A 15,525-nucleotide genomic window follows, 5' to 3' on the forward strand; every position below is an offset into this window, starting at 1 on the left:
GCGATTTTTTAAATATATCGACTTACCGACAATTAACGACAAAATCATCCCGCTATTTGCAGGTAGTCAGTATTAATAAAAACTCCCATTCATCGCTCAAAAATAATCCGCTGCTTTGTTATTTCTTCCAACCTGCCTCGATCTACTTCATACTCACGTTCAATACTTTGCGGTACCCTTACTTTTCCGCCTTCAAGCATCACTTCTGGTGAAATGATATCCTTCTCCCAATGTCTACTAGAAGCAGATATATCTCCAGGAATCGTAAAGTTTGGCAAAGAGGCAAGTGCAACATTTTGAGCTCGTGAAATCCCCATCTCTACCATACCGCCGCACCAAACAGGGATATTATGCTCCATACAATAATTATGGATTTGAACGGACTCTGTTAATCCGCCCACTCGCCCTGGTTTAATATTAACGACGCGGCAACTGCCAAGCGTAATCGCAACACGTGCGTCTTCTAAACTATGGATGCTTTCATCTAAACAAATCGGTGTTTCAATTTTCTTTTGCAGTTGTGCATGATCCAGAAAATCGTAATCCGCTAACGGTTGTTCAATCATCATAAGCCTAAATTCATCTAGTCGTTTCAACTTCTCTGTATCCGCTAATGTATAAGCTGAATTTGCATCAGCCATTAACGGGATGTTCGGAAACTCTTTGCGAATTCCTTTCAGTAATTCGTAATCATGTTCTGGCTTTATTTTCACTTTAAAGCGCTCGTATCCTTCTTCCGCGTACTTCTCGATTTGTTTTAGCATAACCGGAATCGTATTGATCCCAATCACAACGCCGACTTCAATTTCAGACCTATTTCCGCCAAGCAATATCGCTAACGACTGCTTTTGACGCTTCGCATATAAATCCCAAACAGCACCTTCAATTCCGGCCTTTGCCATTCGGTTTCTCTTTATATGTTGGAACAAAGACGGTACTTCATTCGGATGAGAGATTTCAGCTTTCAATAAATCTGGTAATAAAAAATCCTGAAGTACATGCAGCGCTGTCTTCACCGTTTCTTCCGTATACCACGGTTCAGAAAATGCAACGACTTCACCAAAACCAATGTATCCATCTGTATCTTCTAATTCAATGACGATACTTTCACGCTTTTCATAAGTCCCGTAACTTGCCGCAAACGGGATAATGAGCGGCATTTCCGTTATATAAAGTGTCGCTTTTTTTATTTCCACCTACATCTCCTCCACTAATTGTCTTAACTCTCGTCTTAACAATTTCTTCGAAGCATTTCGTGGTAATTCCTCTAAGAAACATGCTTTCTTCGGCACTTTATATTTCGCTAATTTCTCTTCGCAAAAACGAAGAATTTCTTCTTCTGTTACGTCTCCACTTTTTACAACAAAAGCAGCTGGTACTTGTCCCCAACTTTCGTCAGCCATACCGACAACACCCGCTTCTGCTACCGCCGGATGAGAGAGCAATACTTCTTCAATTTGAGCTGGATATATATTTTCTCCGCCAGAAATAATTAAATCACTGCGGCGATCTAATACGTATAAAAATCCTTCTTCATCTAAATAACCGAGGTCACCAGTATGAAGCCATCCATTTCTGATCGCCTCATGCGTCGCATCTTCACGGTTAAAGTAGCCACCTGTTACGTTCGGTCCTTTTACTACAATTTCTCCTTCAGCACGGGGCGGCACAACTACGCCGTCTTTTTCAATACGAAGCTGACACTGAAATAGTGGTTTTCCGGCTGATCCTACTTTCGTTAACATGTAATCTGCTGTTAACGTACAAATTTGCGATGATGTTTCTGTCATACCGTACGTTTGATACACAGGAATTCCTTTTTCTACACACGTTTCTAATAATGGCTTCGGTGCTGGTCCTCCCCCAAGTAACATGCATCGTAAAGAAGATGGATATATCTCTTCTCCAAGTCGTTCTAATAAATCTGTTAGCATTTTAGAAACGACAGAAATAATCGTAACTCCTCTCGTTTGAAGTGCTTTATGAATAAAATTAGCATCATATTTTGGAACGAGTAAAATGCGCATACCGTACATAATATTTTTCATTAAAAGAGATAACCCGCCAACGTGGAACATTGGCATACAAGCTAACCAACAATCATCATCACGAAGCCCTAAATTAAGCGAAGAACCGACAGCACTTGCCCAGTGGTTACCGTACGTTAAAACAACGCCTTTCGGTTTCCCTGTCGTCCCTGACGTATAAATAATTGTCATCGCTTCTTTTAAAGAGAATTCTTCTTGTATAAATGCTTCCGCCTTCGGTCCTTGCATCACTTCAGCAAATGAATATACCGGAACATTTTTCGTCTCAAACTCTTGATCCGTCACTAAACAAACAACTTCCGCATCACCCATTTGCCAAAGTAGCTCTTCTCTTGAAAGACGCGTATTTAAAAGTACAGCTACTGCCCCTATGTAAGATAGAGCGTGAATAACTGTAATCATCTCCATACCATTTTTCATCAGAACAGCCACCTTTTGCGCCCGCTTCACTCCTACATGCGTGAGGTGCTCACAAACAGATACTACTTTTTCATGCAGCTGCACGAAAGTAACCTTCTCCCCTTCAATTTCAATTGCAGTGCGATCAGGTGTTAAAAATGCACGTTGCATTAACCAATTCGGCATCGTCTCCATCACTCATTCTCCTTTCATGAAAGAAAGAGACCTGATATGACATCAAGTCTCTTAGTTGTTTTGTTTCCGGTGTGATCTTTTGGGAGCGTCTCACATTGTGTGCGAGCCGCTTCCGCTTTTGGTTTGATCACGGGAAACGAGGGAATTGACCGAAGTCCGGAGTGCGTTTTTCTTTGAACGCGTCGCGGCCTTCTTTTGCTTCGTCAGTTGTGTAGTACAATAACGTTGCGTCTCCAGCTAGTTGTTGAATACCAGCTAAACCGTCTGTGTCTGCGTTGAATGCAGCTTTTAGGAAACGAAGTGCCATTGGGCTGTTTGCTAAAATTTCTTGTGCCCATTGTACTGTCTCTGCTTCAAGTTCTTCTAATGGTACTACTGTGTTTACTAAGCCCATATCAACCGCTTCTTGTGCACTATATTGACGGCATAGGTACCAAATTTCACGAGCTTTCTTATGGCCTACCATACGAGCTAAATAACCAGCTCCGTATCCACCGTCAAAGCTTCCTACTTTAGGACCTGTTTGTCCGAATACAGCGTTGTCTGCAGCGATTGTTAAGTCACATACGATATGAAGTACGTGTCCACCACCGATTGCATAACCTGCTACCATTGCGATAACCGGTTTAGGGATTGCGCGAATTAGACGTTGTAAGTCTAATACGTTTAAACGTGGGATTTGGTCGTCACCTACATAGCCACCATGACCGCGAACTTTTTGGTCGCCGCCAGAACAGAATGCACGTCCACCTTCACCTGTTAAAATGATAACGCCAACATTTGCATCATCACGAGCGTGTGCAAAAGCATTGATTAACTCCATTACCGTTTTAGGACGGAATGCATTATGTACTTCAGGGCGGTTAATCGAAATCTTTGCGATGCCATTGTATGTTGAATAAATAATATCTTCGTAATTGCCTTCTTTTACCCATTCAATAGTCATTACTATTACCTCCTTTTATATTTCTGATCTCCGCTATAAGTGCAACTTCCTTCTTGCTGAAAAAAGTATCACTGCATAGTTTTTAGAAATCCCTTTACTATTGTATCAAACTTTTCCGGTTGTTCCACATGAATTGCATGGCCAGCCCCATCAATTTTGACAAATTTCGCATGAGGGATGCATTTTTCGATGTTTTTTAATAGGCGAAAGAACTTTTCATCGCTTTCTCCATTCAGTAAAAGGACAGGCATTTTTAGGTTTTGCAATTCGTTCCACCATGAAGGTTGAGCCCCTGTTCCCATGCCGCGAAGACTATTTGCGAGTCCTTTAGGATTGTTAGCAAGTCGTTCTTTTCGCACCGCTTCTTTTACGCTTTGTACTAAACGTTTTTGCGTTTCAAATAGCGGAATATTTTCCCACATCGATACAAAACTTCGGATGCCTTCTTGCTCAATTTTATCGGCAAGTCGTTCATCTTTTTCCTTGCGTTCTTTTCGCTCCTTTGCACTCTCAAGTCCAGCTGTACAGTTTTCTAAAAGAAGCGAACGCACATATTCTGGATATAAGCATGCCATCGTAATCGCAAGTCTACCACCCATTGAATAGCCAAGTATGTGCGCATTTTCAATATGAAGATGATCCAGTAGTTCTTTCATTTGCAGTGCCACATTTTGAATATCATAATGCGTCACATCTTCAGGACTTTCCGTTTTCCCGTGTCCAACAATGTCTACTAGAATGACTTGAAACTGCTCGCTCCAAGAAGGAATAAAGGAACCCCACGTTTCCATGCTTCCCGTAAAACCATGAAGAAGTAGAAGTGGTTCCCCGCTTCCGGCTACTTCATATTCATACGATACACCTTGCAATGTTACTTTCATTTTGATTCACCTTGCAAAGATGTAGTAATAACGTCCATTGTTTTTGCCCATAGTTCACGATGTAATTTCAAGTTTTCTTCGCGATTCGTACAAATTTCCACAACGTGTAATCCATTCGTTTTCGTTCCAGTTTGTACTTCTTCTCGGAAGTTTTCCCAACCATTTACACGGCTAAATGAACCACCATACATTTTGACAACATGTTCATAATCAAGCCCAATTGGTGTTCCAAATAATGATTCGAAATGTTCCTTTTTCTCGTATTGTGGTAAGAATGAGAAAATACCTCCACCATCATTATTTACAACAACAATCGTTATATTTAACTCATGTAACTTTGCGGCTAATAACCCGTTTAAATCGTGATAAAATGATAAATCACCGATTACTAATACGAGCGGATCACAAATAATACTCGCTCCTAAAGCTGTTGAAATGATTCCATCAATACCATTTACACCGCGGTTCGCCATTACTTGAATGTTTTTATCCGATGTGAAGAAAAATGAATCGGTATCGCGAATTGGCATACTATTACTCGCAAATAACGTTGCCCCTTCTGGTAATACACGTACAATATCCGTAATTACTTTTCCTTCAAATGCCGTTTCATATGTTTCCATCTCACAAAGTGTTTCTCTCGTTTTCTCGTTTATATGTTTCCACATTCCGAACCAATCATTCTTTTTCATAACTGGCATTTTCTCTAGTAATGCTCCGCAAAATTCACTGTCACTAGCTTGTACAACTTCTGTCGCAACTAGAGCTGGATCTCTCCATTGTCCAGATTCATCGACAACGATATGAACAGCTTTCGTTTGTTTTTTGATGAACTGCGTTAATGCTTTAGAAACAGGCATTCCGCCGAAACGAATTAAAACATTCGGCTTCCACGTTTCTTTTAACAATTCATTTCGTAAAAATGTATCGTAACAATCTATAACCATCGTTTTATCATGATTACCACTACGAAGGTTAGAAAGTGGATCTGCTAAAATTGGATACCCTGTTTTCTCAGCTACTTTCATAACAACTTCTGTTATTTCTGGATGACTGCCGTCTCCACAAATAATAAGCCCCTTTTCCATATGTGAAAGGCGCCCTACAAGAGAATCTACATATTCACTCGGCATCGTCACGTTCCCTTGCTGAACTACTCCTGTATATTCACCACGCCCTTTATCCCATAAATTTTCTAATGAGAAATCCGGTATAAGCGGCTCGCGAACTGGAAAATTAAGATGAACAGGTCCTTGCGGCGCTAGAAGTGCGCTTGCTATCGTACGCTGCGTCGTCATACGGGCGTAATGATACATTGCTTCACTCGCTTCAGGAAGTGCCATCTCTGTAAATTGCTTCACAAAAGTACCGTATAAATTAAATTGATTCATCGCCTGTGGTGCACCCACATCTCTTAATTCATGCGGCCTATCCGCTGTTAATACGATAAGCGGCACTCGTGAATGAAACGCTTCACATACAGCTGGATAATAGTTCGCTGCTGCCGTCCCTGACGTACATAATAGCGCAACAGGACGTTTTTTTGCTTTCGCAATACCGAGCGCAAAAAATCCTGCTGATCTTTCGTCTACATGTAAATATGTTTTCATTCCTTCATGTTGTTCCATTAGTAAGGCAATCGGCGTTGACCGTGAGCCAGGACTAATGACAACATCACATACATTTAGACGCGTCAGTTCGTCCACGAACGCGCCTAAATAATATGATAATGCTTCTATATGATTGTTCATTTCATTAATTCCTCCAAAGCACCAAGCATCGGTCTAAACTTCAAACTTGTTTCTTCATATTCAAGCTGCGCTACTGAATCAATTACGATACCACAGCCGGCAAACAAGGATGCCTTCTCGCCATTTAATAATCCGCAGCGAAGTGCAACCGCAAATTCACCATTTCCTTCATCATCTATAAAGCCAATTGGTGCACCATATAATCCTCTATCTAAAAGCTCTACATCACGAATTAATTTCAACGCCTCATGACGAGGTGTACCACCAAGAGCTGGTGTTGGATGTAATTCTTCTACCATCGTTAAAAGACTTGCATCACCTTTTGCTTCTACTGGCGTATATAAATGGATTAAATTTTTGGTCGTTAATAAGCCTGGGCTCTCCGGAATATTAACAGATTCGCAATGCTCACTTAGCACACCTCGAATCATGTTAACTACATAACCGTGTTCAGCCAAATTCTTTTCATCATGAAGAAGCGTCTCACCATTTTGTTTACTTTCTTCTATAGAATTGCCATGACCAATTGAACCAGCAAGGCACATCGATGTGAACTTCTCGCCTTCTTTTCGAATCAATCGCTCAGGTGTCGCCCCTAAGAAGCATGCTCCTTTATAATCAAAAGAAAATACGTAACAATCCGGTTGCCCAATGCGAAGCGCTTCTAAAACAAGAACGGAATCAATATGCTGATCCATCGTTAATTTTAGCTCCCTTGCTAATACAACCTTCTGCACGTTCCCTTGCTTCATTTCATCCTGCACTTTTCCAATCGCATTCATCCAGCCACTCGGATCAACTTCTACTTTAGAAGTAACTGTTAATTTTGATCCTACTAGTGCACATTTACTCTCTTGTAAAATTCTCTCTTCTACAGAAATAATTTCGTTATAAAGAGTTTCTGCACAATCTTCAGCTGAAACGAACTGATTAATCGTTAACCACGCCTTTTCATTTTTTACAGTTAATAAAAATGCTGGTAGTGAAAATGTGGTATCATCAAATTCTTTCCAAAGATTCGTTTTTTCTTTTTCTTGGTCAAATGAAAATCCACCAAATAAAAGAGGACCTGTTCCAAATTCGTATCCTTCTCTTTGTACGAATGCTTTCTCTTTTACTTTATCCCACTCGTCACGAGCAGTTTGAAAGCGTTTGTGAGAAGAATTTGCTATAGTGAAAACAGAGCCAATTCCAGCAAATATTACATGCTGAGCTGGGTCTGCAAAATAACATCTATTTTCGAATGCGATCCTTTTTCCTGCTGCATAAAACAGAAGTGGATCCACCCAATCTATTTGTTTTACAAAACTAACTAATGTTTTTTCATTAGTCGTACGCTTAATAGCTGTAACAAGAACTTCTTGTAAGCCTTTTCGTTTCGTTTGAATCACAATTGTCTCCCCCCTATGGGCGAAAAATAGTCATAATTACGCTTGATTTTAAGATACACCTCAAAGGAAAGGCCTGTCAACGTTTAGCATTTCTGAGAAATTCACCTTCTCTTCCTAGAAAATAAACGTTGACACTAAATGATGCTTTTTCTACACTTAATTGTGTACAATATGTGACCAAGGAGGATTCAACATGGAAATGAACGTCGAAACGAATTCCTCTCCTACGGCGCCAAAGCCAAGTAAACAAACAGGCTGGCGAATTTGGTGGAGTTTATTACGTCCCCATACATTAACAGCAGCTTTCGTTCCTGTTTTCATCGGAACAGCTTTTGCAATGCAGGTCGGAGGTATAAATCAAATACATCTTCCTCTTTTCTTTATGATGCTTCTTGCTTGCCTTCTCATTCAAGCAGCAACGAACATGTTTAATGAATACTTTGATTATAAAAGAGGACTCGATCATGAAGGTTCAGTTGGAATCGGAGGTGCTATCGTCCGCGATGGCATTAAACCAAAAACCGTGCTTAACTTAGCATTCGGATTTTTAGGCATCGCAACGCTATTAGGTGTTTATATTTGTATGAACTCTAGCTGGTGGCTTGCTGCAATCGGTCTTGTTTGTATGGCCGTTGCTTACCTTTACACTGGTGGCCCCATTCCAATTGCGTACACACCATTTGGAGAGCTAACAGCAGGATTATTTATGGGTGTCATTATTATTGGTATTTCATTCTTTATCCAAACAGGGGCAGTAACATCAGAAGTGATTTTATTATCTATTCCAAGCTCCATTTTAATTGGTGCAATTTTACTATCTAACAATATTCGTGATTTAGATGGTGATAAAGAAAATGGTCGTAAAACGTTAGCAATTCTCGTCGGACGCGAAAGAGCCGTTGGTGTACTTGCTTCTATGTTTATCGTTGCCTACATTTGGACAATCGCTTTAATCATCGTTAACATCGTATCACCATGGATGCTTATCGTATTCTTAAGTGTACCGAAAGCATTTAAAGCGACGAAAGGCTTTATCGGCAAAAGCATTCCAATGGAAATGGTACCTGCGATGATTTCAACAGCAAAAACAAATACAATTTTCGGTCTCCTAATGGGAATCGGATTATTGCTTGGATACTTCCTATAAAGTGAAACTTTAATCAGTGGGGGTTTTGTTCATCACCCACTGATTATTAGCCCTCACCAATCAGGCGTTTACGGGTAGCCCGACTCCCACCTAACTTCTTTGCTCCAGCCAAATTCTAAGGTGGGAGTTTTACTGCCCAGCAAATAGCGGTATATGAAAAAAGGAGCTGCTTATGCGGCTCCTTTTTTCATATACCGACTTCCCGGCTGAAATTCATCTCATAATTCCTACTCTCAACGCTCATACTATGTAAAGAAACTGAATTGTAGGAAGGTGGACGACTATGTTAACTCCACAACAAATAAATCAATTTAAATCTATTCTAGAAAAACAACAGCAAGAAGTTGAACAAACGATACAAACTCACGAAGATGAAAACCGTGCATCTGAACGTGATTCAGTAGGAGAATTGTCTAGCTATGACAACCATCCAGGTGATATGGCTACAGAATTGTACGAACGTGAGAAAGATTTCGGACTCATCGAATTTTGGCATAAACAGTTAGAAGATACGAAACATGCTCTGCAAAAAATTGAAGCTGGTACGTACGGAATTTGCGAAGTGTCTGGTGAGGAAATTCCATTTGAAAGATTAGAAGCAATGCCAACTGCTACAACGTGTATTCAGCACACTACAAATAAATTAGATATGAAGGCGCGCCCAGTTGAAGAAGAGGTGCTAAATTCTTCGTTTCATAAGCACGACGAAGATCATTCTGTAGAGTACGATGCTGAAGATGCTTGGCAAGACGTCGCAAATTACGGAACATCAGAAACACCATCCGATTTAGAAAGACAGGATTCAAAAAACTATAATGGCATGTACGTAAATAGTGAAGAAAATGTTGGGTATGTAGAGGATTTCGAAAACTTTATTGGAACAGATATGTATGGAAAAAACCCACAAGTTTTCGCAACAGAAGAACATGAAGAATATGAACAGTTGCTTGATGACTCTGAAGAACGCACCTTTAAAGGTGAATTATCTTCAGATGAGTCTGGTTCTAAAGCATAAAAAAAGCATTCCGAAATTCGGAATGCTTTTTTTCGCTAGCTAATTAGTTTTTTGTAACGTTAGCTGCTTGTGGTCCGCGGTTTCCATCAACGATTTCGAAAGAAACTTCTTGACCTTCTTCTAAAGTTTTGAAGCCGTCGCCTTGAATAGCTGAGAAATGTACGAATACGTCTTCTCCGCCTTCAACTTCGATGAAGCCAAAACCTTTTTCGCCGTTAAACCATTTAACTTTACCTGTTTGCATGTCATGTACCTCCTAAATAAAAATGAAACTATGAATCCACATGAAAAGGTGGATATAAAGGACATGAATGTATAACAAGCTTACAGCCTTTAATACAACGTGCTTTATTTCCGTACCACATTATGTAGCTCAATAGTGTTTTCACTATATCATGCTATATCAAAAACGTCAAATGAGAACACTTTCGTCCCATCGTTTTTTATAATTCTAGTATAACCTTAAATTTTCATTCTATTTTTATTCAAAAATTAATAAAACTACAGTATTCTAATTTCTTTAATTTTTGTACAATATAATTACTACATATGATGAGGTGAAAAAATGCAAGCACATGAAATCGAGTATAAATTATATGGCGATGATATGCAGTTTGTTGAAATTGAATTGGATCCAGAAGAAAGCGTTGTCGCAGAGGCTGGCGCAATGATGATGATGGAAGATCATATCGAAATGGAAACGATTTTCGGTGATGGTTCTGGACCATCTAATGGTCTATTCGGTAAATTAATGGGCGCAGGTAAACGTCTCGTTACAGGTGAAAGTATGTTTATGACTGTATTTACAAATACAGGTCATGGCAAACGACACGTATCATTCGCCGCTCCTTATCCTGGAAAAATTATTCCTGTTGATTTAACAGAATATCAAGGAAAAGTAGTCTGCCAAAAAGATGCATTTCTTTGTGCCGCAAAAGGTGTTTCTATCGGAATTGAGTTTACTAAAAAAATAGGAACTGGCTTCTTCGGTGGTGAAGGTTTCATCATGCAGAAACTTGAAGGTGATGGTCTAGCTTTCATGCATGCAGGCGGAACTGTATATAAGCGTGAATTGAAACCTGGCGAGAAACTTCGCATTGATACAGGTTGTCTCGTTGCAATGACGAAAGATGTTAACTACGATGTTCAATTCGTTGGAAAAGTAAAAACAGCTCTATTTGGCGGCGAAGGTTTATTCTTCGCAACGCTAGAAGGTCCTGGAACGGTTTGGATTCAGTCCTTAACACTTAGCCGCTTAGCAGCACGTCTTACAAGCCCAGCAGCTCAAAACAGCGGTGAAGGTAGCGTTTTAGGCGGACTTGGTCGTTTATTAGATGGAAAAGAGTAAGAAGTGCCCTTATAGGGCACTTTTTATTTAGGTGGACTATACAAACCATTTTGGATCATAAAGTATTTCATCGCTTCATTAAGCCACGCCTCTTCTTCTTCCGTATAAGGAGATGGCATCATATTATTATATTGTTCTTCTACATTCTCTAATTTACCTAGAGAATACATTGTCTCTTCACCGACATACTTAAGAGTCGCTTTCATATGTTCATCAACCAATTTTTGCACTTCTGAATCCTCAATTTGTCTTCCAAATAACCTTTTCACTTCTTTTGCTAAACGCATAAACTCTTTATCAAGTGCTATGTCCTCTTCTTCCGGCTTATTATATAATCCATCAGCCACTTCTTTTGGTACATATTCTTCAAGCCATAAACGCTGTTCGTTTTCTTTTTGGATACTATTAATTAAGCTCATTAATATATTACTATCTACCTCTTCATCTTCCTCAAGGTATACCATTGTTCGTTCAATCGCCTTTATCGAAACTTCAAGTTGTTTTTTCTTTTCTTCAAAGGCTACTCTTTGATTTTGTAATGTTTCTTTTAAGCTTATATTCAAACTTTTCACATTGAGCATGACACGAATTTCTTCTAAACTATATCCTAATACTTTAAGACTCACTATTTTTTGGAGCGCTAATATATCTCTATCTTTATATACACGGTGTCCTGAACTTATACTTTTTTCAGGTTTAAGCAGGCCAAGTTCATCGTAATACTGTAGTGTCCGTATTGATGTGCCTGTTCTCTTTGAAAACTCACCAATTGAATAGCCTTCCTTTTTGCTCATCCTACACTCCTCCTAACAATATGTTTACAAAAATCATACTCCCTCACGTAACTGTAGGTTCAAGCCTTTTTTCAAAAAGAATGAATCAAGTCCCTCACTGCATATATTGAACTATACCTTTTCTTAAGGAGGGCTTTCTTGATGCGTACTCCTTTATCCTTTGATAAAGATACTGCCATATTGTTAGCATCTTGCTGCGATCTAACGTATGAACAATATAAACAAAATGGCATTTTCGAAATACCCGATGGGTTCCAATATGTACAAGGGTTTCAAGGAAAGGCCATTCAAAAGACAGAATGGTTCGGATTCATATTAGAATCTGAGGATACGATTATTGTAGCTTTTAGGGGCACACAAACAGATACAGATTGGATTATCGATTCACTCGTTAACCAAAAGCCATACCCATATGCTTTAAATAGTGGAAATGTCCATAATGGCTTTCTTTCAATTTATGAATCTTGCCGGGATTCCATTATGGATATGCTCGTGTCATTACCAGCCCATAAGAAACTTCTTGCAACAGGCCATAGCTTAGGCGGTGCACTCGCTACACTACACATACTAGATGCACGTATAAATACTGCCTTCGCACAGTACGGTCTTTATACCTTTGCCTCTCCAAAAGTTGGAGATATCGCCTTTCGAAATTATTATAAACTGCAAGTAGCTAGTAGCTTTCGTTTTGTCAATTTATTCGATGTCGTTCCTCTTCTCCCTCCAAGAAATGTCCATTTTAATGATAAAGACTGGGAATATGCACACGTCCATCACAACATGACATTTACGAAAAATACAAAATCCATTACGAATAATCATTCCATTACAACATACAAAACATGTCTGACCTCTCATTTTTAACCAGTAAACAATTGGAAAATAAATATTTGTATACTATAATAATCTATGAAATTACTTTCGGATGAGGGGACCTTACATGCTAAAATTTTTCTTTGCACTTTTTCTTATAATAATTTTTTCGTTTACAGGTTTCTTTACATTTTCATACTTTGCGACAGGGGAATATGACGGAACAGCTATAATATATACCGCTATCCCATTTCTTTCTTAAGCAACATAAGTAAAACGAGCTTAATCTCATTAAGCTCGTTTTATTTTTCTAAGCAAGCGTATCCCTGTTTTAAAAATAAATAAAAGCCCCTTCAACAGGGGCTTTCATCTAAAATAGTTTAACAGTATTACCAATACCCCAAATTTCATTACTGTACTGCAAAATTGTTCGATCACTCGCAAAATGCCCCGATTGTGCAATGTTCAAAATCGACATTTCCAGCCATTTCTCCCTATTTTCGTAGGCCCTTCCGACAGCTTCTTGTCTTTCAGCATATGGGCTAAAATCTCGAAGAACGAAGTATTCATCATTTTGAATAACGAGAGAATCATAAATCGCTTCAAATTCAGCTCCCGACTGTGCAAAGAAACCATTCGTTAACTGATCTACTACTTTTTTAATGTGCATATTGTGGTGATAATAGTCACTTGCACGATATCCACCGTTTTGGTAGTAATGAAGAACCTCATCCGCTGTTAAGCCGAAAATGAAGCAGGCATCATCACCGACCCGGTCTTTTATTTCAATATTAGCTCCATCTAACGTTCCGAGTGTAATTGCACCATTCATCATGAATTTCATGTTACCTGTTCCCGATGCTTCTTTACTTGCAGTTGAAATTTGTTCACTTACATCTGCCGCCGGGAATATATCTTCCGCTAAAGAAACTCGGTAGTTTTCTAGAAAGATAACTTTCATAAATTGACTTACGTACGGATCGGTATTCACTTTTCTTGCAAGCTCATTTATTAATTTAATAATTTTCTTCGCATAATAATAGCCAGGTGATGCTTTCGCTCCAAAAATAAAAGTACGCGGGTAAAATGAAAAACTAGTATCCTCTTTTAAACGATTATACAAGTACAAAATATGAAGAACATTTAATAACTGTCGTTTATAAGCATGTAGCCTTTTCACTTGCACATCAAAAATAGAATTTGGATTAATAGTGATCCCCATTTTATTATGAATGCTCTCCGCTAAAATAATCTTACGCTCTTGTTTTACCCCTGCAAGCTTTTCTTGAAAACTAGTATCATGTATGAAGTTTTGCAGTGCTTGCAGCTTAATCGGCTCTTTCTTCCATTCTTCTCCAATCGCTTCCGAAATAAGATTCGTCAGCTGTGGATTCGCCTTCATTAGCCAGCGCCTATGAGCAATTCCATTCGTTTTATTATTAAACTTATCTGGATAAAATTCATAGAACAATCGCATTTCACGCTGCTTTAAAATTTCTGTATGAATTTTCGCCACACCGTTAACGCTATGGCTACCAACAATCGCTAAATGAGCCATTTTCACAAGGTCATGCGCAATAATGGCCATGTCCTCAATACGCTTCCAATCATACGAATAACGGTCCCAAAGCTCATGACAGAAACGTTCATTAATTTCTTCAATAATCATATAAATTCTCGGTAATAACGGTTTAAAAATGCGAATTGGCCATTTCTCAAGCGCTTCTGATAACGTCGTATGATTCGTATAGGAAATCGTCTGCGTTGTTATGTGCCAAGCTTCTTCCCATGTCAATTTTTCTTCGTCTAATAAAATACGCATAAGTTCTGGAATTGCTAGAACCGGATGTGTATCGTTTATATGAATCGCGATTTTTTCATGTAACTGACGAAGACTACCGTGTCTCTCCCTATGCATACGAACGATATTTTGCAAACTTGCTGATACGAGGAAATACTGTTGTTTTAAACGAAGTATTTTCCCCTCATCATGCGTATCATCTGGATATAAAAACTCCGATACGGCCTCTGTTTCACGCTTATATTTCAAAATATCTTTACAATTTTGCGGGAAAGGAACTGGCTCCGCATTCCAAAGCCGAAGCGTATTTACAGTACTCGTTTCATACCCTACAACTGGAACGTCATATGGTACTGCCATAATAACTTCTGCATTTGTATGCCTGAACTCTAAACGTCCATCAATTTCTAGTGGTTCAACGTTTCCAAAATAACTTACTTCTACCGCTTGGTCATACCTTCTTACTTCCCAAACGTTTTCATGAAGAAGCCACTGTTCTGGAAATTCTACTTGATAGCCATCAACAATTTTTTGATCAAACAGACCATGCTTATAACGAATACCACAGCCATGTCCTGGTAAGTTTAAAGAAGCGAGTGAATCGAGGAAACAGGCTGCTAAACGTCCAAGTCCACCGTTACCAAGGCCAGCATCTGCTTCAATTTCTTCTAACTCGTGCAAAGAAATTCCAAGTTCAAAAAGTCCTTTTTCACATACATCTCGAATGCCTAAATTTAATATATTACTGCCTAGTAAACGCCCAAGTAAAAATTCAATGGATAAATAATACATTTGTTTTTGATCTCCAGAACGATAACTTTCATTCGTTGCAATCCATTGACTATTCATATACTCACGTACCATATGACCGAGCGTATTATACTGATCACGAGTTGTAGAATCTTTGAAACTTTTCCCATACATCGTTTCTAATTTTTCTAGAAAAGCGGATTTGAAGCTTTCAACATGAGTAAACATTTTTTCACCACCTCAATG

General features: G+C 39.0%; 13 protein-coding genes. 4 read left to right on the forward strand and 9 right to left on the reverse strand.

The features are described from left to right. Positions 1 to 89 precede the first annotated feature (89 nt). The 6 genes from menC to MR066_RS22560 all read right to left on the reverse strand — a co-directional run bounded on the left by menC (position 90) and on the right by MR066_RS22560 (position 7,611). Positions 90 to 1,196 carry an o-succinylbenzoate synthase gene (menC, locus tag MR066_RS22535; RefSeq protein WP_242248598.1) on the reverse strand — a complete coding sequence of 369 codons (1,107 nt, stop codon included), beginning with the start codon at positions 1,194 to 1,196 and terminating at the stop codon, positions 90 to 92. Then, complete coding sequence (locus MR066_RS22540) at positions 1,197 to 2,642, reverse strand: o-succinylbenzoate--CoA ligase (RefSeq protein ID WP_242248600.1); 1,446 nt, start codon at positions 2,640 to 2,642, stop codon at positions 1,197 to 1,199. It lies immediately after the preceding gene. 127 nt (positions 2,643 to 2,769) lie between these two features. Beyond that, on the reverse strand, positions 2,770 to 3,588 hold the full coding sequence (menB, locus tag MR066_RS22545; RefSeq protein ID WP_016102878.1) for a 1,4-dihydroxy-2-naphthoyl-CoA synthase: 819 nt from the start codon (positions 3,586 to 3,588) through the stop codon (positions 2,770 to 2,772). Positions 3,589 to 3,656: 68 nt separating this feature from the next. Further along, a complete protein-coding gene (gene menH, locus MR066_RS22550; RefSeq protein ID WP_215586996.1) occupies positions 3,657 to 4,469 on the reverse strand; it encodes a 2-succinyl-6-hydroxy-2,4-cyclohexadiene-1-carboxylate synthase in 813 nt (270 codons plus the stop codon). Further along, complete coding sequence (menD, locus tag MR066_RS22555; protein WP_242248602.1) at positions 4,466 to 6,220, reverse strand: 2-succinyl-5-enolpyruvyl-6-hydroxy-3-cyclohexene-1-carboxylic-acid synthase; 1,755 nt, start codon at positions 6,218 to 6,220, stop codon at positions 4,466 to 4,468. The genes menH and menD overlap by 4 nt, the downstream gene beginning before the upstream one ends. After that, on the reverse strand, positions 6,217 to 7,611 hold the full coding sequence (locus MR066_RS22560; protein WP_242248604.1) for an isochorismate synthase: 1,395 nt from the start codon (positions 7,609 to 7,611) through the stop codon (positions 6,217 to 6,219). Before MR066_RS22560 ends, menD begins: the two co-directional genes overlap by 4 nt. Positions 7,612 to 7,804: 193 nt before the next feature. Here MR066_RS22560 and MR066_RS22565 point away from each other — a divergent pair, with 193 nt between their 5' ends. Further along, a complete protein-coding gene (locus MR066_RS22565; protein WP_002015811.1) occupies positions 7,805 to 8,758 on the forward strand; it encodes a 1,4-dihydroxy-2-naphthoate polyprenyltransferase in 954 nt (317 codons plus the stop codon). A gap of 283 nt (positions 8,759 to 9,041) precedes the next feature. Beyond that, positions 9,042 to 9,773: a yteA family sporulation protein gene (locus MR066_RS22570; protein ID WP_002034523.1), complete on the forward strand. Its 732-nt coding sequence runs from the start codon at positions 9,042 to 9,044 to the stop codon at positions 9,771 to 9,773. A 43-nt stretch (positions 9,774 to 9,816) separates the two neighbouring features. Here MR066_RS22570 and cspD read toward each other — a convergent pair whose 3' ends face one another. After that, positions 9,817 to 10,017, reverse strand: a complete 201-nt coding sequence (gene cspD / locus MR066_RS22575) for a cold-shock protein CspD (protein WP_001193051.1) — start codon at positions 10,015 to 10,017, stop codon at positions 9,817 to 9,819. A gap of 321 nt (positions 10,018 to 10,338) precedes the next feature. Here cspD and MR066_RS22580 point away from each other — a divergent pair, with 321 nt between their 5' ends. Then, a complete protein-coding gene (locus tag MR066_RS22580) occupies positions 10,339 to 11,121 on the forward strand; it encodes a TIGR00266 family protein (protein WP_002015806.1) in 783 nt (260 codons plus the stop codon). Positions 11,122 to 11,144: 23 nt separating this feature from the next. Here the strand turns inward: MR066_RS22580 and MR066_RS22585 are convergent, their stop codons facing one another. Next, positions 11,145 to 11,915 carry a MerR family transcriptional regulator gene (locus MR066_RS22585; RefSeq protein WP_242248606.1) on the reverse strand — a complete coding sequence of 257 codons (771 nt, stop codon included), beginning with the start codon at positions 11,913 to 11,915 and terminating at the stop codon, positions 11,145 to 11,147. A gap of 141 nt (positions 11,916 to 12,056) precedes the next feature. Between MR066_RS22585 and MR066_RS22590 the strand changes: the two genes are divergently transcribed. Further along, entirely contained in the window at positions 12,057 to 12,779 is a 723-nt protein-coding gene (locus MR066_RS22590) for a lipase family protein (RefSeq protein WP_002089241.1), read from the forward strand. Between the two features lie 319 nt (positions 12,780 to 13,098). Here MR066_RS22590 and glgP read toward each other — a convergent pair whose 3' ends face one another. After that, positions 13,099 to 15,507, reverse strand: coding sequence for a glycogen phosphorylase (gene glgP, locus MR066_RS22595; RefSeq protein ID WP_242248608.1), 2,409 nt, complete (start codon positions 15,505 to 15,507; stop codon positions 13,099 to 13,101). Positions 15,508 to 15,525 lie beyond the last annotated feature (18 nt).

This window comes from Bacillus cereus group sp. BfR-BA-01523 (assembly GCF_022662615.1).
Lineage (GTDB): Bacteria > Bacillota > Bacilli > Bacillales > Bacillaceae_G > Bacillus_A > Bacillus_A mycoides.

Coding starts and splice junctions, on each gene's coding strand:
- MR066_RS22565 (WP_002015811.1), top strand. CDS start 7,805: ATGGAAATGAACGTCGAAACGAATTCCTCTCCTACGGCGCCAAAGCCA.
- MR066_RS22540 (WP_242248600.1), bottom strand. CDS start 2,642: ATGGAGACGATGCCGAATTGGTTAATGCAACGTGCATTTTTAACACCT.
- menD (WP_242248602.1), bottom strand. CDS start 6,220: ATGAACAATCATATAGAAGCATTATCATATTATTTAGGCGCGTTCGTG.
- glgP (WP_242248608.1), bottom strand. CDS start 15,507: ATGTTTACTCATGTTGAAAGCTTCAAATCCGCTTTTCTAGAAAAATTA.
- cspD (WP_001193051.1), bottom strand. CDS start 10,017: ATGCAAACAGGTAAAGTTAAATGGTTTAACGGCGAAAAAGGTTTTGGC.
- menH (WP_215586996.1), bottom strand. CDS start 4,469: ATGAAAGTAACATTGCAAGGTGTATCGTATGAATATGAAGTAGCCGGA.
- MR066_RS22580 (WP_002015806.1), top strand. CDS start 10,339: ATGCAAGCACATGAAATCGAGTATAAATTATATGGCGATGATATGCAG.
- MR066_RS22590 (WP_002089241.1), top strand. CDS start 12,057: ATGCGTACTCCTTTATCCTTTGATAAAGATACTGCCATATTGTTAGCA.
- menB (WP_016102878.1), bottom strand. CDS start 3,588: ATGACTATTGAATGGGTAAAAGAAGGCAATTACGAAGATATTATTTAT.
- MR066_RS22570 (WP_002034523.1), top strand. CDS start 9,042: ATGTTAACTCCACAACAAATAAATCAATTTAAATCTATTCTAGAAAAA.
- MR066_RS22585 (WP_242248606.1), bottom strand. CDS start 11,915: ATGAGCAAAAAGGAAGGCTATTCAATTGGTGAGTTTTCAAAGAGAACA.